General features: G+C 75.5%; 18 protein-coding genes and 1 pseudogene. 11 read left to right on the top strand and 8 right to left on the bottom strand.

Going from position 1 to position 18,102, the window contains the following annotated elements; genetic code table 11:
- Positions 1-25 precede the first annotated feature (25 nt).
- Positions 26-1,237, top strand: coding sequence for a globin domain-containing protein (locus GA0070611_RS01135; RefSeq protein ID WP_231921290.1), 1,212 nt, complete (start codon positions 26-28; stop codon positions 1,235-1,237).
- Between the two features lie 95 nt (positions 1,238-1,332).
- Here GA0070611_RS01135 and GA0070611_RS01130 read toward each other — a convergent pair whose 3' ends face one another.
- Positions 1,333-1,659, bottom strand: coding sequence for a cupin domain-containing protein (locus tag GA0070611_RS01130; protein WP_091655919.1), 327 nt, complete (start codon positions 1,657-1,659; stop codon positions 1,333-1,335).
- A 245-nt stretch (positions 1,660-1,904) separates the two neighbouring features.
- Here GA0070611_RS01130 and GA0070611_RS01125 point away from each other — a divergent pair, with 245 nt between their 5' ends.
- Together GA0070611_RS01125 and GA0070611_RS01120 are read left to right on the top strand one after the other, a co-directional pair.
- On the top strand, positions 1,905-3,122 hold the full coding sequence (locus GA0070611_RS01125) for a glycosyltransferase (RefSeq protein WP_091655917.1): 1,218 nt from the start codon (positions 1,905-1,907) through the stop codon (positions 3,120-3,122).
- Between the two features lie 150 nt (positions 3,123-3,272).
- The gene (locus tag GA0070611_RS01120) at positions 3,273-4,130 is read left to right on the top strand and encodes an alpha/beta hydrolase family protein (RefSeq protein ID WP_091655915.1); all 858 of its coding nucleotides are present in this window, start codon (positions 3,273-3,275) and stop codon (positions 4,128-4,130) included.
- A gap of 27 nt (positions 4,131-4,157) precedes the next feature.
- On the opposite strand, the gene GA0070611_RS01115 is transcribed toward GA0070611_RS01120, so the two are convergent.
- Positions 4,158-5,933: a SpoIIE family protein phosphatase gene (locus GA0070611_RS01115; RefSeq protein WP_167604391.1), complete on the bottom strand. Its 1,776-nt coding sequence runs from the start codon at positions 5,931-5,933 to the stop codon at positions 4,158-4,160.
- Between the two features lie 158 nt (positions 5,934-6,091).
- Between GA0070611_RS01115 and GA0070611_RS01110 the strand changes: the two genes are divergently transcribed.
- Both GA0070611_RS01110 and GA0070611_RS01105 read left to right on the top strand, forming a co-directional pair.
- A complete protein-coding gene (locus tag GA0070611_RS01110; RefSeq protein WP_091655909.1) occupies positions 6,092-6,763 on the top strand; it encodes a hypothetical protein in 672 nt (223 codons plus the stop codon).
- A gap of 90 nt (positions 6,764-6,853) precedes the next feature.
- Positions 6,854-7,246, top strand: coding sequence for a hypothetical protein (locus tag GA0070611_RS01105; RefSeq protein WP_091672282.1), 393 nt, complete (start codon positions 6,854-6,856; stop codon positions 7,244-7,246).
- A 28-nt stretch (positions 7,247-7,274) separates the two neighbouring features.
- Here GA0070611_RS01105 and GA0070611_RS01100 read toward each other — a convergent pair whose 3' ends face one another.
- A complete protein-coding gene (locus tag GA0070611_RS01100; protein WP_231921289.1) occupies positions 7,275-7,469 on the bottom strand; it encodes a GTPase activator in 195 nt (64 codons plus the stop codon).
- Positions 7,470-7,537: 68 nt separating this feature from the next.
- Positions 7,538-8,440, bottom strand: coding sequence for a DUF72 domain-containing protein (locus tag GA0070611_RS01095; protein WP_091655905.1), 903 nt, complete (start codon positions 8,438-8,440; stop codon positions 7,538-7,540).
- A gap of 119 nt (positions 8,441-8,559) precedes the next feature.
- On the opposite strand from GA0070611_RS01095, the gene GA0070611_RS01090 reads away from it, so the two are divergent.
- The 4 genes from GA0070611_RS01090 to GA0070611_RS01075 all read left to right on the top strand — a co-directional run bounded on the left by GA0070611_RS01090 (position 8,560) and on the right by GA0070611_RS01075 (position 11,489).
- Positions 8,560-9,066: a DinB family protein gene (locus tag GA0070611_RS01090; protein WP_091655903.1), complete on the top strand. Its 507-nt coding sequence runs from the start codon at positions 8,560-8,562 to the stop codon at positions 9,064-9,066.
- Between the two features lie 98 nt (positions 9,067-9,164).
- The gene (locus tag GA0070611_RS01085; RefSeq protein WP_157740153.1) at positions 9,165-9,950 is read left to right on the top strand and encodes a hypothetical protein; all 786 of its coding nucleotides are present in this window, start codon (positions 9,165-9,167) and stop codon (positions 9,948-9,950) included.
- Positions 9,951-10,167: 217 nt separating this feature from the next.
- Positions 10,168-10,818 (top strand): Pr6Pr family membrane protein, encoded by a 651-nt coding sequence (locus GA0070611_RS01080; protein WP_231921288.1) that lies wholly within the window; start codon positions 10,168-10,170, stop codon positions 10,816-10,818.
- On the top strand, positions 10,815-11,489 hold the full coding sequence (locus GA0070611_RS01075; RefSeq protein WP_091655899.1) for a hypothetical protein: 675 nt from the start codon (positions 10,815-10,817) through the stop codon (positions 11,487-11,489). The genes GA0070611_RS01080 and GA0070611_RS01075 overlap by 4 nt, the downstream gene beginning before the upstream one ends.
- Here GA0070611_RS01075 and GA0070611_RS01070 read toward each other — a convergent pair.
- Positions 11,471-13,554, bottom strand: a pseudogene (locus GA0070611_RS01070) (amylo-alpha-1,6-glucosidase). The gene GA0070611_RS01075 and the pseudogene GA0070611_RS01070 overlap by 19 nt on opposite strands.
- On the bottom strand, positions 13,551-13,922 hold the full coding sequence (locus GA0070611_RS01065; protein WP_091655897.1) for an SCP2 sterol-binding domain-containing protein: 372 nt from the start codon (positions 13,920-13,922) through the stop codon (positions 13,551-13,553). Before GA0070611_RS01065 ends, GA0070611_RS01070 begins: the two are co-directional and overlap by 4 nt.
- Before the next feature lie 101 nt (positions 13,923-14,023).
- Here GA0070611_RS01065 and GA0070611_RS01060 point away from each other — a divergent pair, with 101 nt between their 5' ends.
- On the top strand, positions 14,024-14,980 hold the full coding sequence (locus tag GA0070611_RS01060) for a glycoside hydrolase family 88 protein (RefSeq protein ID WP_091655896.1): 957 nt from the start codon (positions 14,024-14,026) through the stop codon (positions 14,978-14,980).
- Here GA0070611_RS01060 and GA0070611_RS01055 read toward each other — a convergent pair.
- Positions 14,964-15,473, bottom strand: coding sequence for a mycothiol transferase (locus GA0070611_RS01055; protein ID WP_091655895.1), 510 nt, complete (start codon positions 15,471-15,473; stop codon positions 14,964-14,966). The genes GA0070611_RS01060 and GA0070611_RS01055 overlap by 17 nt on opposite strands.
- Before the next feature lie 82 nt (positions 15,474-15,555).
- Between GA0070611_RS01055 and GA0070611_RS01050 the strand changes: the two genes are divergently transcribed.
- Complete coding sequence (locus GA0070611_RS01050; protein WP_091655894.1) at positions 15,556-16,071, top strand: 2'-5' RNA ligase family protein; 516 nt, start codon at positions 15,556-15,558, stop codon at positions 16,069-16,071.
- Between the two features lie 133 nt (positions 16,072-16,204).
- On the opposite strand, the gene GA0070611_RS01045 is transcribed toward GA0070611_RS01050, so the two are convergent.
- Positions 16,205-17,974 carry a SpoIIE family protein phosphatase gene (locus GA0070611_RS01045; protein WP_167604389.1) on the bottom strand — a complete coding sequence of 590 codons (1,770 nt, stop codon included), beginning with the start codon at positions 17,972-17,974 and terminating at the stop codon, positions 16,205-16,207.
- Positions 17,975-18,102 lie beyond the last annotated feature (128 nt).

Below are 18,102 nucleotides of genomic sequence, written 5' to 3'. Positions count from 1 at the left end.
CGTTCGACGCCTCAAGGAGTAAGTCGTGCTCTCAGAATCCTCGGCGGCAGTGGTGGCCGCGACCCTGCCCGCGGTGCAGGCCCACGGTGAGGCGATCACCGGCCGCTTCTACCGGCGGATGTTCGACGCCCACCCGGAACTGCTGGACATCTTCAACCGGGGCAACCAGGCGACCGGACAGCAGAAGGCGGCGCTCGCCGCCGCGGTCGTCGCGTACGCCGAGCACCTGACCGGCGGGAGCAGCATGCCGTGGGGCCCGATCCTGGACCGGATCGCGCACAAGCACGCCTCGCTCGGCATCACCGCCACCCAGTACACGATCGTCGGCCGGCACCTGCTCGGCGCGGTCGGCGAGGTGCTCGGCGACGCCGTCACGCCCGAGGTGGCGACCGCGTGGGACGAGGTCTACTGGCTGCTGGCCTGCGAGCTGATCGCCCGGGAGGCCCGCCTCTACACCGTCGCCGGAGTGCCCGAGGACGGCTCGGTGTGGCGCTCGTGGCGGGTGGCGGAGCGGACCGCGGAGACCCGGGACGTGGTCTCGTTCACCCTGGTCCCGGCCGACGGCGGCGCCGCGCCGGACTTCACCCCGGGGCAGTACGTCTCGGTCGCCGTCGACCTCGACGGCGGTCGGGGCCAGCAGATCCGGCAGTACAGCCTCTCCGGCCGCCCCGGCGCCGCGTCCTGGCGGATCACGGTGAAGCGGGTACGCGGCGTCGACGGCGCGCCCGACGGCATGGTCTCGACCTTCCTGCACGAGCGGGTGTCGGTCGGCGACACCCTCCGGCTCAGCCCGCCCTTCGGCGAGGTGAACGCCATCGGGGACAGCGGACCGCTGCTGCTGGTCAGCGCCGGCATCGGCCTCACCCCGGCGATGGCGGCGCTGGAGCACCTGGCCGCCACCGCGCCCGAGCGCCCGGTCGAGCTGGTGCACGCCGACCGGGCCGGCGCCGCGCACGCCCTGCGCCACGAACTGCCCGCGCTCCAGGAGCGGCTGCCCCGGCTGTCGGTACGCCTCTGGTACGAGGACGCCGCCGACGCCGAGCTGGCCGGGCTGAAGGCCGAGGTCTCCTCCGGCCTGGTCGACCCGGAGCTGATCCCGGTCCGCCCCGACACGTACGTGCACCTGTGCGGGCCGGTGCCGTTCATGGCGCTGGTCCGCGGCGGGCTGCTGCGCCGGGGCGTACCGACCGAGCGGATCGCGTACGAGGTGTTCGGCCCGGGCATGCTGCGCGACTGACCACCCGCCTCCCCCGCACGCGTTCCGGGTCCCGGGTCGGGCATCGTCGCCCGACCCGGGACCCCGGACGGGCGGCGGGACGGGAGTGGGGCGCGTCAGCGGGCGATGGTGAGCAGCACCACCGAGTCCTCCTCGGCGTGCAGCGCGTGCCGGGCGTCCGGGATCACCAGCAGGTCGCCGGTCGTCGCCGGCCAGGCCTGGTCCTGGGCGACCAGCCGGATCCGACCGCGCAGCACCTGGAGGGTGGCCTCGCCGGGGCTGGCGTGCTCGGCCAGGGCGTGCCCCGCGACCAGGGCGATCAGGGTCTGCCGCAACGAGCTGGTCGGCCCGCCGTGCACCGTCCGCGCACTCCGGCCGCTGTCGGTGGCGCGGGCGAGCACGAGCTGCTCCTCGGTGAGCGCGGAGAGTGAGGACGGGGACACGGGGCACCTCCGGGTTCGACGGGGCGCGCGGCGATGAACGGTATCCGCCTGCACCTCTTTGCCCAGCTTCGTCGCTTCCCCCGCCGTCGACCAGGGGCTTTGGTCCCGACCGGGAATCTCCACACCGGACTGCGGGATTCCGGAGCAGTCGATGATCTCCGGGGCGGTCGCCGGCCGCCCGGGCCGGAGGTTGATGTTTACTTCTTCCGCCCCCGGCAACTGGTCCAGCTGACGGAGGGGGAAACATGCGCATCGCGATGATCTCGGAGCACGCCAGCCCGATCGCCGTCCTCGGCGAGGAGGACACCGGCGGTCAGCACACCCACGTGGCGGAGCTCGCCGCCGCCCTGGTCGGCGAGGGGCACGACGTGCGCGTCTACACCCGCCGCGATTCCACCGTCCTGCCCGACGCGGTCTCCACCCCGGACGGCTACCAGGTGTGCCACGTGCCGGCGGGCCCCGCGAAGCGGGTGCCCAAGGACGACCTGCTGCCGTACATGGGCGAGTTCGGTAGCTGGCTGGCCGACACCTGGCGGCACGGTGACTGGACCCCGGACGTCGCGCACGCGCACTTCTGGCTCAGCGGGTTGGCCACCGTGCACGCCGGCCGCCGGACCGGGGTGCCGACGGTGCTGACGTACCACGCGCTCGGCTCGGTCAAGCGGCGCCACCTGGGCGCGCGGGACACCAGCCCGCCGGGCCGGGTCGGTTACGAGCGGGCGCTCGGCAGGGCCGTCGACCGGGTCGTCGTGCAGTGCGAGGACGAAGTCGCCGAGCTGGTCCGGATGGGGGTGCCCCGGTCCCGGATGGCGCTGGTCCCCGCCGGCGTCAACCAGTCGGTGTTCTGCCCCGACGGACCCGTCGCGCCGCGTGACCCGGCCCGGCCACGGATCCTCACCGTCGGGCGGATGGTGGAACGCAAGGGCTTCCTCGACGTGGTCCGGGCGCTGCCCGCGGTGCCGGACGCCGAGTGCGTGGTGGTCGGTGGTCCGGCGGCCGAGCTGCTGCCGGCCGACTCCTTCGCCCGCCGGCTGCGCGCGCTGGCCGACGCGTGCGGCGTGGCCGACCGGGTCAAGCTGGTCGGTGGCGTGCCGCGGGAGGACCTTGCCGCCTGGTACCGCTCGACGGACGTGCTGGTCACCGCCCCGTGGTACGAGCCGTTCGGGCTGACCCCGCTGGAGGGGATGGCCTGCGGGGTACCGGTGGTCGGCACCGACGTCGGTGGCATCACCGACACCGTCGTCGATGGCCTGACGGGTGACCTGGTGCCGCCGCGCGACCCGCGCACGCTGGGTACCACCATCCGGCGGCTGCTCGCCGACAAGGTACGCCGGTTCACGTACGCCACGGCCGCGCTGGACCGGATCCGCAGCCGGTACTCGTGGAAGCGGTGCGCGGAGCAGCTCGGCGCGGTCTACGCCACCGTCGCCACGGTGGCCCGCCCCGCGGCGGCAGTCGCCTGACGACCCACCTCGACGACCCTCGACGCGCACCCGATCCGGCGGTCGCCGCTGCCGTACCGGCGGGAGCGCGGCGACCTCGCCCCGGCCGGCGGCCGCCGGCCGGGGCACCCTTTGCTACCCGTCGGTAGCTTCGCGTCGTACGCTGGGCCGGTGAGCGCGGAGTACACCCAGGAGTTCGTGGACGTCGACGGGGCACGCCTCGGCGTGCAGCACTACCCCGAGCCGGACGGCGTCACCGACGCCCCGGTGGTGGTGATCTGGCCGGCGATGGGTGTCCGGGCCCGCTACTACCGGCCGTTCGCCGCCGCGCTGCGCGACGCCGGGCTCGCCGTCGTCGTGGTGGACCTGCGCGGCACCGGCGAGAGCACCCCCGCGCCCGCCCGCACCTGCCGGTACGGCTACGCCGAGCTGGCCGCCGACATCGGCGCGGTGCTGGACGCGCTCAAGCCCCGGCTCGACGGACGGACCCGGGTGCTGCTCGGGCACTCCCTCGGCGGCCAGGTCGCGGTGCTGCACCAGGCGCTGCACGACGCCGAGCGGGTGGACGGGCTGGCCCTGGTGGCGGTCGGCATCCCCTGGTGGCGCCGGTACCCGGGGCTGCGCGGCTGGGGCGTGCTGCCGTACACCCAGGGGATCGCCGCGGTCGCCCGGCTGCTCGGCGTCTGGCCCGGCTGGGGGTTCGGCGGCCGGCAGGCGCGCGGCGTGATCCGGGACTGGGCGCACACCGCGCGGACCGGCCGGTTCCCGGTGCTCGACGGGGTCGACACCGAGGCCGCCGTCGGCCGGATCCGCACCCCGGTCCTCGCGATCAGCGTCGACGACGACCAGTACACCCCGCACGAGACGCTGGACCACCTCTGCGGCAAGCTCACCGCCGCGCCGCTCACCCGGCACCGCTACTCGGTGGCCGAGGCCGGCGCCCCGCTGGACCACTTCACCTGGGTCCGCGCCGCGGCACCGCTGGCCGCCCGGGTGGCCGCCTTCGCCGCCGGCCTGCCCCGGCGCTGACCGCGCCGCCGGCGCCGGCCCGGCGGGTCAGCCGTCGACCCGCAGCACGAGCAGCACCACGTCGTCGTCGGGGACGTCGACCAGGTCGGCCAGGAGCGCGTCGCAGAACTCCTCGACCGGCAGGTGGGCCAACCGCCCCGCGAGCGCACGCAACCGTTCCAGCCCCTCGTCCAGCAGGGCGCGCCGCCGCTCGACCAGTCCGTCGGTGTAGAGCACCAGCGTCGAACCGGGAGCCAGCAGCAGCTCGTGGTCGACGCGGTCGCGCGGCAGGCGTACCCCGATCAGCGGGTCGGGCGGGGTGGCCAGCAGCCGGGCCGCGCCGTCCGGGCCGATCAGCACCGGCGGCGGGTGCCCGGCGTTGGTCCAGACCACCCGGGCCCGCGTCGGGTCGCCGCCGGGCTGACCCGGCGTCCGGACGTGCGCCAGCACCGCCGAGGCCAGACCGTCGACCCGCAGCCCGGCCAGCACCCGTTCGAGCGCGACCAGGATCGCCGCGGGCGACGCCCCCATCAGGTACGCGACGCCGCGCAGCGTGTTGCGGATCTGCGCCATCGAGGCGAGAGCCTGCCGGTCGTGCCCGGTCACGTCACCGACCACCACCGTGCTCGCGCCGTCGGCGGCCGGGAAGGCGTCGTACCAGTCCCCGCCGACCTGCTCGTGCGCGGCGGCCGGGTGGTAGCGCACGCCGACGGTCAGGCCCGGGGTGGCCGGCGGCGCGGTGAGCAGACTGCGTTGCAGGGTCTCCGAGGTGCGCTGCTGGGCCCGGTGCACCCGGATCCGGTCCAACGTCTGCGCGCACTGGTCGGCGAAGGCGCCGAGCAGCTGCACCTCCCGCTCGGAGAACGGCGCGCCGACCCGCCACCCCACGGTGAGCGAGCCGATCAGCCGCTCCCCCACCCGCAGCGGCAGCGCCGCCCAGCGTTCCAGCCCGGTGTCGCCGAACACCTCGGCCATCCCGTCCGGCCAGCCGAGCCCGGCGGCCCGGTCCGGCAGCAGCACCGTCTCGTCGCGCCGGGCGGCGACGCACGCCGGCAGTGGGCCGTCCAGCGGGAGGGTGGCGTGCCGCTCCCGGGTCCGCCCGCCGAGGCTGTCGGTGAGGGTGAGCTGCAACAGGTCGCCCTCGCGGACCGCGACCGCGCCGCCGTCCGCGCCGAGCGCGGCCAGGCCCCGGTCGATGACCACCTCGGTGACCTGGGTGAGCGTCTCGCAGCCGGCGAGCTGACGGGCCAGGTCGACCAGGGTCACCAACCGACGGGTGGCGAGCGCCTCGGCGTCCAGGGCCGCCCGTAGTTCCCGCGCGTGGGCGTACAGCTCGGCCTCGGTCTCGTCCATCCGCCGCCGTCGGTCCGTGCCACCGCGTCCGGCGCCGCTCCGACCGCGCTGCGCCATGAAGTCGGTGACGTCCCGGGTACGGTGCAGCAGCAGTACGGTGCGGCCCTGCTCGTCCAGCAGCGGCACGGTGACCGGACTCCACCACCGTTCGGTGTAGCGTCCCTCCGCGTCGAGCAGGTCGTACCGCTGCACCGGCATGGTGTCGGGGCGACCCGTGTCACGCGCCCGCTCCAACGAGCGGCGCAGGTTGGCCGCCCCGGCCGCCGCGGTTTCGTCCGGATTGATCGGGAACGCCGCGAAGACGTCCTTGCCGAGCAGCTCGGTCCGGCTGCGGCCGGTGACGCGCAGGGCGGCATCGTTGATCTCGACGACCGACAGGTCCGGGTCGAGCACCAGATAGGGGGTCGGGGCGGCCCGGAACAGGCGCAGGTAGTCCGGACGCCCGGAGGGTTCGCTTCCCGTCCCGCTCATCACCCTCCCGCCGGTCATCGGTCGATCATGCCCGTTCACCGTGTCGGCGAATCCTGCGCCGCCTGCGGCTACCCCCCGGACCGGCGCGGAAACCGGGTGCATGGCCGGTCGCAGGGCGGGTAAGCGGCACCGCCCGAACACGGCTGAGGAGGATCCAGATGTCCGAACGGCACACCGCTCTGCGCTCGATGCACGACCTGGGCCTGGCGGCCTGGTTCGGCGGTTCACTGATGGGGGCGCTGGGCGTCAACGGCGCGGCGGCGCAGATCGACGACTCGACGCAACGACTGCCGGTGGCCTCGGCCGGGTGGGCCCGGTGGACCCCGGTGAACGCCGCCGCGATCGGCGCGCACCTGGCCGGCGCGGTGGGCGAGCTGGTCACCGAGAGCCCACGGGTCGCCGCCCAGTCCGGCGTGGCGAAGATGAGCGCGGTGAAGACCGCGCTGACGGTGAGCGCGCTGGCGGTGACCGGCTACAGCCGGCTGCTCGGCATGAAGCTGGAGCGGGCGGGCGGCCCGCCGGTCGAGGGGACCACCGAGCCGAACTACCAGACCCCGGCGAACGTCGCCTCCTGCCAGCGGCAGATGAAGATGCTCCAGTGGGCGATCCCCGCCCTGACCGGCGCGCTGGTCGTGGTGACCGCGTACATGAGCGAGCAGCAGAAGCCGGGCCAGGTGCTGCGCGGGATGCTGGGGCGCGCGGGCGGCCTGGTGGCCGCGCCGGCGATGCTCGGCAAGGTGATGACCATGGCCGCGCCGTCCCCGAAGACCGTCGGCACGGTCGCCGCGATGGGCGCGGCCAAGCGGCGGCTGATGGCGGGCGCCCGGTGACCCGCCGCGCGACCGGTGGCCCACATCGGGGTGGGTCGCCGGTTGCGCGGCGTCCGCCACGAGCACGCCGAGCAGCCAGGTGAGGTGGCCATGACCAGCAAGGACCGACCGGGTACGGGCGACGGACGCGGACCGGAGGCGGCCGCGCCGTGGGGCACCACCGACGGCTTCGACGCCGACCCGCCGTGGGGCGTGGGTGAGGACTCCCCGATGGACGAGGGCAGCGAGGAGAACGCGGTGCCGGAGGGGCACCGGGGCGAGGCACGCGCCACGGGCGCCGGGCCGGCGGGTTCCCGGGCCGGCCGACACGGCTTCGGCCCGGTGGAGCCCACCCGGTACGCGGAGGCCGGGCCGGGCGCGCCGCCGGATCCCGCGCCGTCGGGACGTACCTTTCCCGACGACAGCGCCGAGGGCGACCTCGCCGACAACGCGCTGGAGGAGGCGACCGGGATGCACCCGGAGGGCTTCCGGCGGCGCGGCTGACCAGTTGCCCGCCGCGCCGCCGGCCGGGTCAGGACCCGGTGCCGTCCTCACCCGGCGTGCCCAGCACCGACGGCTCGACGTCCGACGCCGGGGCGCCGCTCACCGGGTGACCGGTGTCGTCCACCAGGCCGGGCGCCATGCTGCCGCCGTGCGCCTCCTCGGCCTCCCGGGTCGCCCGGGGGTCCCGCTCGTCCACCCGCTCGTCGTCCCGTCGCTGCGCCACGCGTCCCCCTCGACTCGGTCCTCGGGTCCGCCGGTACCCGGCCACCGCCGGAGAAAACCCGCCGTCGGTCAGGAACCGGCGCGGGCCGCCTGCGGGAGGGGCGCGACGTCGAGCAGCTCGGCGAGGCGGGCCGCGTCGCGCGGCGCCTGGTCGTCGCAGCAGTTGTTCATCAGCACGTGCAGCTCGGCGCACTCCTCGGCCAGCTCCCGCAGCAGCACCGACCAGCGGCGCAGCTCCTCCGCGCCGTACGCGTAGCGGAACTTCTCCTGCTTGTCGCCGCTCTCCCAGGCCGTGCTGTGCCCGTGGAACCGGACCACCGCGAGGTCGGTGGTGGCGATCAGGATCGGCGGCACCGAGGAGACGTGCCCCTGCGGCATGTCCACGCAGACGTAGCCGAGCCCGTGCTCGCCCAGGAAGGTCACGGTCTCCGCCGCCGCGTCCCCGGCGAACCAGGAGGAGTGCCGCAGCTCGACGTTGACCGGGTACGGCCGGCACCGCCGGGCCGTCTCCAGGATCCGCCGCCGGGCCGCCTCCGTCCGGGCCAGCCACGGCGGGAACTGCAACAGCACCGCGCCGAGCCGGTCGGCCGCCGCGAGCGGCGCCAGCGCCTCGTGGAACCGGTCCCAGAGCTCGTCGTACGTCCCGGTGGGCAGGTCGCGCCAGCGGACCCGGCTCGCCGCGCCGGCCGGCCGCAGCTCGCGCGGCAGCGCGGCGACCGGCGTGTGGTGGCCGGTGAAGAGGCGGAACGCCTTGACGTCGAAGGTGAATCCGGGCGGGGTCGCCGCCACCCAGCCCTCGGTGGTCTCCGGCAGCGGGACGGCGTAGTACGACGTGTCCACCTCGACCAGTCGGAACCGCTCGGCGTAGAAGCCGAGCCGACCGGCCGGGCTGTTGGCGGCGCGCGGGTACCAGCCCGAGCGCACCAGCATCTGGTCCGCCCAGGAGGACGTGCCCACCTTGATGACACCCATGTAATTCAGTGCACCCCGAGCCGGACGAATCGGCAACCGGAGGGTACGGCGCGGAGCCGGGACAGTGTCGGGGGCGGGTCGTACGGTGTGGTTCCACAGTCGATGGAAAGGCAGGCGGCATGAGCGTCTCCGACCAGGTCCGCACCGGCGAACGGGCCGATCTGCTGGCCACCCTGCGCCGGCACCGCGGTTTCCTCCGGCAGACCGTGCAGGGGCTGACCGACGAGCAGGCCGCCCGGCGCAGCACCGTCAGCGAGCTGTGCCTCGGCGGGCTGATCAAGCACGTGGCGACCACCGAACACCGGTGGCTGCGCTTCGCCGTGGGCGGCGCCGAGGCCATGCAGAGCGAACCGATCGACTGGGCGGGTCAGTTCCGGATGACCGAGGGCGAGACGCTGGCCGGCCTGCTCGCCGAGTTCGACCGGGTGGCCGACGAGACCGACGCCCTGGTCGAGACCCTCGACCTGGACGCCGCGCACCCGCTGCCGGTGGCCCCCTGGTTCGAGCCGGGCGCCAGCTGGTCGGTCCGGCGGGTGCTGCTGCACCTGATCGCCGAGACGGCCCAGCACGCCGGGCACGCCGACATCCTCCGCGAAGCCATCGACGGCGCCAAGACGATGGGCTGACCGGGCGGGCGCGGTGACCGAGGTCACCGCCGGCACGACGGCTCCGGACGGGGTCCCGATGTGACGTCACGGGCGGTGGCGGCGCTGAGGATCACGAGATGAGAGCACACCAGATGGACCAGGAAACCGCCGAGCGGCTGCTCGGCGGGCCCGTCGCCGACGCGCAGGACGGTCCGGAGGTGCTCGTCCGACTCCTCGCCGCCGTCCGTGCCGCCCCCCGACCGCACGAGTTGAACGGCGAGGCCGCCGCCCTCCAGGCGTTCCGGCTGGCGCACGCCGACCCCGTGCCGGTGCCGGCGCACGCGGGCTCCGGGCCGGTGCTGGCGCGTGCCGGGCGACGGTCCCTCGCCGGGCTGCTCGGGGTGAAGATCGCCCTGGCCGGGTTGCTCGCCGCCGCCACCGGCGGCGTGGCTCTGGCCGCCGTCACCGGCACCCTGCCCGGCCCGCTCGGCCACGAGCCGGCCGGCACGCCGAGCGCCGACGCCAGCAGCCGACCCGCCCCCAGCGGCGCCCCCGGTCCCGCCGCCACCCGGGGCGTGCTCCCCGACGACCGGCCGGAGGAGGCCGCCGGGCTGACCGGGCTCTGCACCGCCTACCGGACCGAGCCGGGCGAGAACCGTCACCAGGTGCTCGCGACACCGCGCTTCGCCGACCTGATCGCGGCGGCCGGCGGACGGGAACGGGTCGGCGAGTACTGCGAGCGGCTGCTGCACGGTCAGGGGAAGCAGAACGGCCCCACGGCGGAGCCGACGAAGCGCCCGGGCGCCGAGCCGACCGGCCGCGCCACCGGCAGGCCGACCCGCACGCCGGCCACCCCGGCCCCCACCCGGCCGTCCGGTCCGACGGTGAACCAGCCCGACACGGTCGGCAAGACCCAGCGCTGAGGCCACGACCCGCGTCGGGGCCAGGACGTCCCCGACGCGCCGACCCGTGCCGGCCGGGTGGGCATCCCGGTGCGGGGCCGCCGCTACCGGTCCGCCGTCCATCGGCGGGCCAGGGCCGTCGGCCGTCGGCGGGGGCAGGGCCGGTGACCGGCGGCGTACGGGCTGGTAACTTGCCCGCGTGACTCCCCGGCGTCGACGACTGGCGATCCTGTTCCGCGTGGCCATCGTGCTCAGCGTGCTGGCCGGCATCGTGCTCACCGCCCTCGGTCCGGCCACCGTGACCGGCCTGCTGCCGTACTTCACCATCCAGAGCAACGTGGCGGTCGGCGTCTTCGCCGGATACGCCGCCTGGCGCGCGTGGCGGGACCGGCCCGAGCCGCCGTCCGCGCTCAAGGGGGCGGTGACCCTCTACATCACCATCACCGGCACGGTCTACCACCTGGTGCTGGCCAACCCGGCCAGCCCGTTCGCCATGGTGCAGCCGGAACGCGCGCCGGGCGAGTGGTGGGGCAACCAGTTCCTGCACACCATCGTGCCGCTGCTCGCCGTCGCCGACTGGGTGCTGTTCGACCGGCGGGGCCGGCTCCGCCTCCGGTACGCGGCCTGGTGGCTGGCGTTCCCGCTGGCGTACCTCGCCTTCGCGCTGGTACGTGGCCTGATCGTGCACCGCTACCCGTACCCGTTCATCGACGCGGGGCAGCTCGGCTACGCCGGCGTCGGGCTCAGCTCGCTCTTCTTCGCCCTCGCGTTCTGGCTGCTCGGGCTCCTCTTCGTCGGCGTCGACAAGGGACTGGCCCGCCGCCGGCGCACCGCCCCGGCGCCGGTGGACGAGGCCGATCCGACCCGGACGCCGGTCGCGCCCGGGTGACCCCGGCCCTCGACACCGCCGTCACCCGGCTCTACGCGGCCTTCGCCGACCGGCCCCGCCCGGTCACCATGGCGTACTGCGACCACTGCGTGAGCGCCGAGGAGGTGGCGGCGCTGCTGCGGGTGCCGCCCCGGGCACTCACCGCCGACCAGCTGCGCCGCTACGCGACGAAGTGCGTGAGCACCTGGGGCGACGTCGACGACCTGCGCCGCCTGCTGCCCCGGCTGCTGGAACTGCTCGCCACCGGGGAGCTGGACGATCCGGTGCTGCCGGAGAGCCTGCTGGGCACGGTGGGCCCGCACCTGGCGGCCTGGCCGGCGGGCCAGCGGCAGGCCGTCGAGGCGTACCTGCGTGCCTGGTGGGCGGCGACGCTGTCCGCGTACCCGGGGCGGTGGGAGGCCACCACGGTGCTGGCGGCGGTCGGCGCGGCCGGCCTGGACGTGCGGCCCTTCCTCGTGGCGTGGGCGGCGGACGGCGGTGCGGCGGCGGCCCGGCACCTGGCCGACCACCTCGTCGACCCGCTCCCCCGCGCCGAGCGGCCCTGGGTGGCGGCGGTCCGCGCGTGGCGGGCCGGGCCGGAGCCGGCCCGGATGCTGGAGGACGTGCTGCTGACCACCACCGACCCGGCGGTGGCGGCCCAGGTGTCGGCGGCCTACGAACTGCTCGGCTGAGCCGAGGGCGAGCGCAGCCGGTGCCGGCTCCGGGCGGTCCGCTCCCGGCCGTAGGAGTCGGCCAGCCCCCAGCGGCCCGGCACGTCGAGCAGCTCGACCCGGCCGTAGCCGGCGGGGATCGACGGGTCCACCAGCAGGTTGTCCCCGCAGGGGCGCAGCCCGAGCATGGTGGCCAGCAGCATGAGCAGCCCGCCGGAGGCCCACGACTGCGGCCGGCCGGCGGTCGGCAGCTGCACCGGGTACTTGGTGACCGTGCGGGGATAACCGGCGATCACCTCGGGCACCGAGCCGCCGAGCGTCTCCACCACGGCGAACTGGCCGGCCACGATCCGGGCCGCCTCGGCGTCGTGGCCGTAGCGGCGCAGGCCGGCCGCGACCACCGCGTTGTCCGCCGGCCAGACCCCCCCAGGTGCGCCCCGACCGGGTTGTACGGCCGCTGCCCGGTCGCGTACGTGCGCACCCCCCAGCCGGAGAAGAGTTCCGGTCCGCACAGGTGGGCGGCCACCGCGTCGGCCCGCTCCGGCTCGACGATCCCGGTCCACAGCAGGTGGCCCAGGCCGGAGGTGAGCGCGTCGACCGGCTCGCCCCCGGGAGTCAGCGCGAACGCGTAGTACTCGCGGTGCGGCAGCCAGAAGTCCCGGTTGAACCGCTCCCGCAGCCGTGCCGCCTCGGCCTCCAGCCGCACGGCGTACGCCGGGTCGCCCCAGCACTCCCGGGCCAGCCGGGCCCCCCGCAGCCGGGCGTCGTAGGCGTAGCCCTGGAGTTCGGCGGTGGCGCGCGGGAAGGCGGGTACGGTGCCGTGCCGGTCCACCACCGCGTCGGGCGAGTTGCGCCAGCTCTGGTTGGCCACCCCGTTGAGGGTGTTGCGGGGCCGGTAGCGCAGGTAGCCGTCGCCGCACAGGTCGCCGTACTCGCCGAGCCAGTCCAGCGCCATCCGGGCCGGGTGGCGCAGCTGCCGGACCAGATCGGTGTCGCCGCTCCACCGCTCGTACTCGTCGAGCAGGATGACGAAGAGCGGGGTGGTGTCCGCCGCCCCGTAGTACAGCGCGGTGGGCGTCTCGTCGAAGGCGGCCGCCTCGCCGTAGCGCAGCTCCGCGACGATCTTGCCGGGCTCCTCGTCGTGGTAGTCGTCGAGCTGGCCGCCCTGCAGCAGCGCCAGCAGGCGCAGCGTCGCCGGGGCCAGCTCGGGGGTGAACGGCAGGGTCTGCAGGCAGGTGAGCAGGGCGTCGCGGCCGTACAGCGCCATCGCCCAGGGCAGCCCGCCCACCGGGACCCGCTCGGCGTACGCCAGCGGCGTGTAGCGCAGCGCCGCCAGGTCGGCCAACGCCTGCCCGTACGCCGACACCAGCGACGCCCGGTCGGCGACCAGCTGGGGCGCCCGGTCGAACCAGCCGCACAGGTCGGCGCGCATGTCCTCGCGTACCTTGCGCCGGCGCGTCTCCAGGTTGGCCCGCAGGTCGCGTCCGCCGGCGCCGTGGATGACCATGCCGACCTGGAGATCGGTGTGCCACTCCCCGCGCGGGGCGACCCGGATCCGGAAGGTCATGCCCTGCCGGTCGACCTCCACCGGGGCGGAGCTGGAGACCACGGTCTCCCGGGTGAACCGCCCGCGCCGGTGGCAGATCCGCAGCTCGTGGCGGGCCGCGTCGGTACTGACCTCAGGCCGGCGCGGCGCCGGGCGGCGGATCTCGGCGGTGTCGGCGAAGTCGCCGCCGATCTCCATCCGGACCACGAACTCGGCGGGTTCGGCCGAGTGGTTGAGCACGGTGATCCGTTCCTCGAAGCTGTCGTCGAGGGACCGGTAGCGGATCACCGAGACGTCGGCGTCGACGTAGTGGCTCGCCGTTCCGGGCACCAGCACGAACCGGGTCTCGAAGGCGGTCAGGTCGTCGCGGGACAGCGCGTGCAGCCGTTCCCCGTCGACGGTCAGCACCCACCGGGACACGAACCGGGTGTCGAACGAGAAGAGCCCGATCGGGGCGTGCGGTTCGGCCTCCATGTCCCCCTGCGCGTCGCTGACCGCGAACGCGTTGCCGGCCAGCACATGGACCAGTTCCTGCCTCACCGGGTGCCGTCCCCGGCCGCGTCGCGGGGGTGCCGGGCATCGGGTGCGCCGGGGAAGAGCCGGCGCAACGTCATCAGCAGCCGGATGTCGCCCTGCACGGTGAGGTCGTTGCGCAGCAGCGCCGCGGCCAGGTGCAGCCGCCCCGCCGCGAGCCGGTCGAAGACGTCCCGGTCGGCCCGGACCACCAGCTGGGCCTCCTCGGCCGACCGGCTCACCCCGACGTCCTGGCGGTCGATGGTCAGGTACCAGTGTTCGGTCCGGCCCTCCTCGCGCAGGTCGAGGCGGAGCGTGCCGGCGGTGGTCTCCGGCAGCTCGGGGTGCCGGCCGGCCACGCGCCGGGCCAGGTGTTCCGCCGCCGAGGCGCCCATCGGTCCCTCCCCGTCTCCGGTCGTCCCCGCAGGGTCCCCGCCGCCGGGGTGGGCCCAACTCACCCGTATCGGGTGAGCGAGATCTGGGTACTGCGCAGGGCATGACGACGGACCGGGTGCTCGCCGCCCTGCTCGCCATGCAGCGCCAGTCCTGGGAGCAGGGGGTGACCGGGCACGCCCTGCTGGACCTGGGCCGGGGCGACGCGGCGGTGCTGGTCGCCGACGCGGCGGTCACCCGGCAGCACCCGGACGGGCGGCTCGGCGACGTCTCCGGCGAGATCGGCGCGGTCAACGGCGCGGCCTGCGGCGAGGCGGTCCGGTACGCGGCCCGCACCGACCGGGACCCGCGGTGGTCGGCGGCCCTGGACGCACAGCTCGACTGGCTGGTGCGCCGGGCGCCCCGGGCCGCCGACGGCACCCTGTTCCACCTGCTCGGCAGCCGTCAGGTGTGGGCGGACACGGTGTACATGGTGGTGCCGCTGCTGGCCCTGTGCGGGCACCCCGACCTGGCGGCCGCGCAGGTGGCCGGGCACCGGCGCCGGCTGCACGATCCGGGTACCGGCCTCTACGCGGCCCGCTGGGACGAGGACCGGGACGCGCTGGACCTTCCGCAGCACTGGGGCACCGGCAACGGCTGGGTGGTCGCCGGGATCGCCCGGGCGCTGCGACTGGCCCCGGACTGGCCGGCCGGGCTCCGCGACGAGCTGGCCGGGCACGCCCGGGCGGTGCTGGAGGCGTGCCTGGCGTACCGCACCGACGACGGGCTCTTCCCCGACGTGCTCGACGACCCCGGCACCTTCCGGGAGGCGAACACCGCCCAGATGCTGGCGTACGCGGCCCTGACCGGGGTGGCCGACGGCTGGTTGCCGCCGTCCTGGCGGGCGACCGGGGCGGACCTGCTGGCCGCCGCCGACCGCCGGGTGGACCGGTACGGGCGGGTGACCGGGGTCAGCGGCGCGCCGGACTTCGACCGGCCCGGCACCTCCCCCGAGGCGCAGGCGTTCCACCTGCTCGCCCACGCCGCGCTGGACCGGGCGGGGCTCAGCCCCGCCGGATGAGCCCGCGCACGTACCCGGCCTGGCCGGCGTGCTGGAGGTCGTCGTCGAGCACGCTGACCAGCCGGACGCCGAGGGTCACCGGCGGGTCCCAGTGCTCGTCCACCACCCGGTCGAGGTCGGCCGGACCCAACCCGCGCAGGTACGCCAGGGTCCGGTCCACCACCGCCCGGTGGTAGTCGACGAGCACCCGGCCGTCCTCCGGCCGGACGGCGGCGATCTGCGCGGGGCCGTGCCCGAAGCCGGTGTCATCCGGGTCGGCGGTCAACCCGCACCGCCGCGCCCAGTCGCCGGTGGCCCAGAGCTGCTCCTCCCCCAACAGGTCGGCGACGTGGTGGTCCTGGATCCGGGTCAGGTGCCAGACCAGCCAGCCCACCGGGTTCGCCCCGGCCGCCGGGGCCCGGCGCAGCTGCTCCGGGTCCAACCCGTCGACCGCCGCCGTGACCAGGTCGGGCAGCCGGCCGTACGCCTCGATGAGCAGGTCGTTCACGTCCACGGTGCCACACTCCTCGTCGTCGGTGCCGAACTGTCGCAGTACCGCGCAGGAGGCCGGGCAAACCCCGGCCTAAGCTGATCATGTGGTCGCGGCGCTGGAGCTGTATCTGGACACCCACGCCACCCGGCGGATCCGGGTGCTCTGGGACGCGCTGGAGTCCGAGGGCGTGCAGAGCATGAAGTCGCTGCTGGAGCAGCGGCACCGACCGCACGTCTCGCTCGCGGTCGCGCCCCGCCTCGATCCGGAGCGGGTCGCCGCCGCGCTCGCCGGGACGGTGGTGGCCGCCCCGCTGCGGCTGGAGTTCCAGCACGCCGGCCAGTTCGTCGGGCGGGTGCTCTGGCTCGGCCCCGCCCCCACCACCGAGCTGCTCGCCCACCACGCGCGGGTGCACGACCTGCTCACCCGGGCCGGCATCGACCTCGACGAGCAGTACCGGCCGGGCCGCTGGGTGCCGCACTGCACGCTCTCGATGCGCGTGCCGAACACGCTGATGGCCGCCGCGGTGCGCCGCTGCCTGGAGGTGCTCCCGCTGACCGCCACCGTGGTCGCCGCCGCCGTGGCCGACCACGCCCACAACATCTCCCACCCCCTCCCCTGACCCCCTCCCCGCCCCGCCCCGCCCCTCCCCGCGATCTTGCAGTTTGTGCCCGGCTGCCGGGTGAAATGTCAGCTTTGCCGGGGCAGAAAGTGCAAGATCGCGCGGGTACGGGGGGCAGGGGCCGGGGGGACGGTCAGGGGGTGGTGGGACGGCCGCAGCGCATGACCAGGAGGGCGATGTCGTCCTCGTGGCCGTTCGGGGCCAACTCCAGCAGCAGGTCGCAGAGGCGCTCGGGGTCGGCGTCGCCGACCTGCTCCAGCCGCAGCGTCAGGTCGGCGATCCCCTGGTCGAGCACGTCGTTGCGGCGTTCCACCAGCCCGTCGGTGCAGAGCACCAGCGTGCTGCCGGCCGGCAGCCGCACGCTCTGCTCTCGACGGGGGGCGGCCGGCTGCACGCCGAGCATCAGATCGTGCTCGGTCAGCAGTCGCACCCCGCCGGCCGGCCCGCGCAGCAGCGCCGGCGGGTGCCCGGCGTTGGACCAGCGCAGTCGCCAGCCCGATCCGTCGGGCTCGACCCGGGCCAGCAGCGCGGTGGCCAGGGCGCGCACCTGGAGGCCGCGCAGCGCGTGGTCGAGCCGGCCGAGCAGCACGGCGGGACCGTCCGCGCTGTCGTACGCCAGCCCGCGCAGCACGTTGCGGATCTGCCCCATGGCGGCCACCGCCTCGCGGTCGTGCCCGGTGACGTCGCCGACCACCAGCACGGTCGAGCCGTCGGCGGTCTGGAACGCGTCGTACCAGTCACCGCCGACGTGGGCGCCGTGCGCGGCGGGCTGGTAACGGACCGCGATCTCCAGCGCCCCGGCGGTCGGTGGCGAGGTGAGCAGGCTGTGCTGCAACGCCTCGGAGAGGCGCTGGGCGGCGAGCGCGCTGGCCCGCTGGGCGGCCAGGTGCTGGATCCGGTCCAGCGCCTGGGCGCACTGCGCGGCGAACGCCTCCAGCATGGTGATCTCGTCGGGCCGGAACCGCCGCTCCTCGCGCCAGGAGACGGCCAGCGACCCGAGCAGCCGGGTGCCGACCCGCAGCGGCAGGAACGCCCAGGCATCCCGGCCGGTGCTCTCGTACACCTCGATCATCTCGGGGGTGAAGGCGACGCCGGCGGCGCGCTCCGACAGCAGCACCGGCTCGCCGGTGCGCGCCACCCAGCAGGCCGGCAGCGGGCTGTCGTAGGGCACGTTGTCGTACGCGGCCTGCGCCTCCGGTCCGAGCCGGTGGCCGACGACCACGCGCAGTCGTTCCATCCCCTCGCGGACGACCATCGCGCCGCCGTCCGCGCCGAGCACCGGCACCGCCCGCTCCACCATGATGGCGACCAGGTCCTCGACGGTCTCGGCGCTGAGCAGGTCCAGCGCCACCGCGACCATCCGGTGCAGCCGCTCGTCGGCGCGCCGCTCGGCCCGCTGCACCACCGCCACCTCGCGGTGCCGGGCGTCCGCCACCCGGCGCAGCGCGTCGGCCTCGACCGCGGCCCGCTCGTCGTGGGTGTGGCGGGCGGCCGTGACGTCGAGCCCGGTCGGCACCAGCCAGGTACGGCCGGTCTCGTCGTCACGCACCGGGATCAGCGCCAGGTCGACCAGGCGTCGGGTGCCGTCGCCGAGATAGAAGTGACTCTCGGTGCGCAACGGCTCACCGGTACGCATCACCTGTCGGCACCAGGTCCGCAGCCGGGCGCTGAGCTCCGGATCGGGCGACCACCAGCCGCACTCCCAGAAGGGCCGCCCGATCGTGGCGTCCCGGTCGAGCCCGCAGCCCTCGATGGAGGCGTGGTTGGCCGCCCGGAGCCGACCCCGGTCGTCGAGGATCCCGGTGAAGAGCAGGGGCGTGTCGTAGAGCGCCTGGAGCCAGCGGGCGGCGAGCACGCCGCCGTACGGGGCAGCGATCGGCAGCCCGGTGCGGTCCGCAGCCACCTTCCCCCTCCCGTCGTCGGGTCCCGACCGACGGACAGCGAAGCACACCCGGCTGGGGCCGCCCCCACCGGTCCGCCGGAGGTGTCCCGGCCTACGCCCGGCAAACGCCGGGAATGGCCGTTCCGCCG

The sequence above is a fragment of the Micromonospora auratinigra genome, assembly GCF_900089595.1.
Lineage (GTDB): Bacteria > Actinomycetota > Actinomycetes > Mycobacteriales > Micromonosporaceae > Micromonospora > Micromonospora auratinigra.
This window is presented reverse-complemented; position numbering and strand designations above follow the sequence as displayed.

Coding starts and splice junctions, on each gene's coding strand:
- GA0070611_RS01060 (WP_091655896.1), top strand. CDS start 14,024: ATGACGACGGACCGGGTGCTCGCCGCCCTGCTCGCCATGCAGCGCCAG.
- GA0070611_RS01110 (WP_091655909.1), top strand. CDS start 6,092: ATGTCCGAACGGCACACCGCTCTGCGCTCGATGCACGACCTGGGCCTG.
- GA0070611_RS01095 (WP_091655905.1), bottom strand. CDS start 8,440: ATGGGTGTCATCAAGGTGGGCACGTCCTCCTGGGCGGACCAGATGCTG.
- GA0070611_RS01065 (WP_091655897.1), bottom strand. CDS start 13,922: ATGGGCGCCTCGGCGGCGGAACACCTGGCCCGGCGCGTGGCCGGCCGG.
- GA0070611_RS01090 (WP_091655903.1), top strand. CDS start 8,560: ATGAGCGTCTCCGACCAGGTCCGCACCGGCGAACGGGCCGATCTGCTG.
- GA0070611_RS01085 (WP_157740153.1), top strand. CDS start 9,165: ATGAGAGCACACCAGATGGACCAGGAAACCGCCGAGCGGCTGCTCGGC.
- GA0070611_RS01125 (WP_091655917.1), top strand. CDS start 1,905: ATGCGCATCGCGATGATCTCGGAGCACGCCAGCCCGATCGCCGTCCTC.
- GA0070611_RS01115 (WP_167604391.1), bottom strand. CDS start 5,933: ATGAGCGGGACGGGAAGCGAACCCTCCGGGCGTCCGGACTACCTGCGC.
- GA0070611_RS01105 (WP_091672282.1), top strand. CDS start 6,854: ATGACCAGCAAGGACCGACCGGGTACGGGCGACGGACGCGGACCGGAG.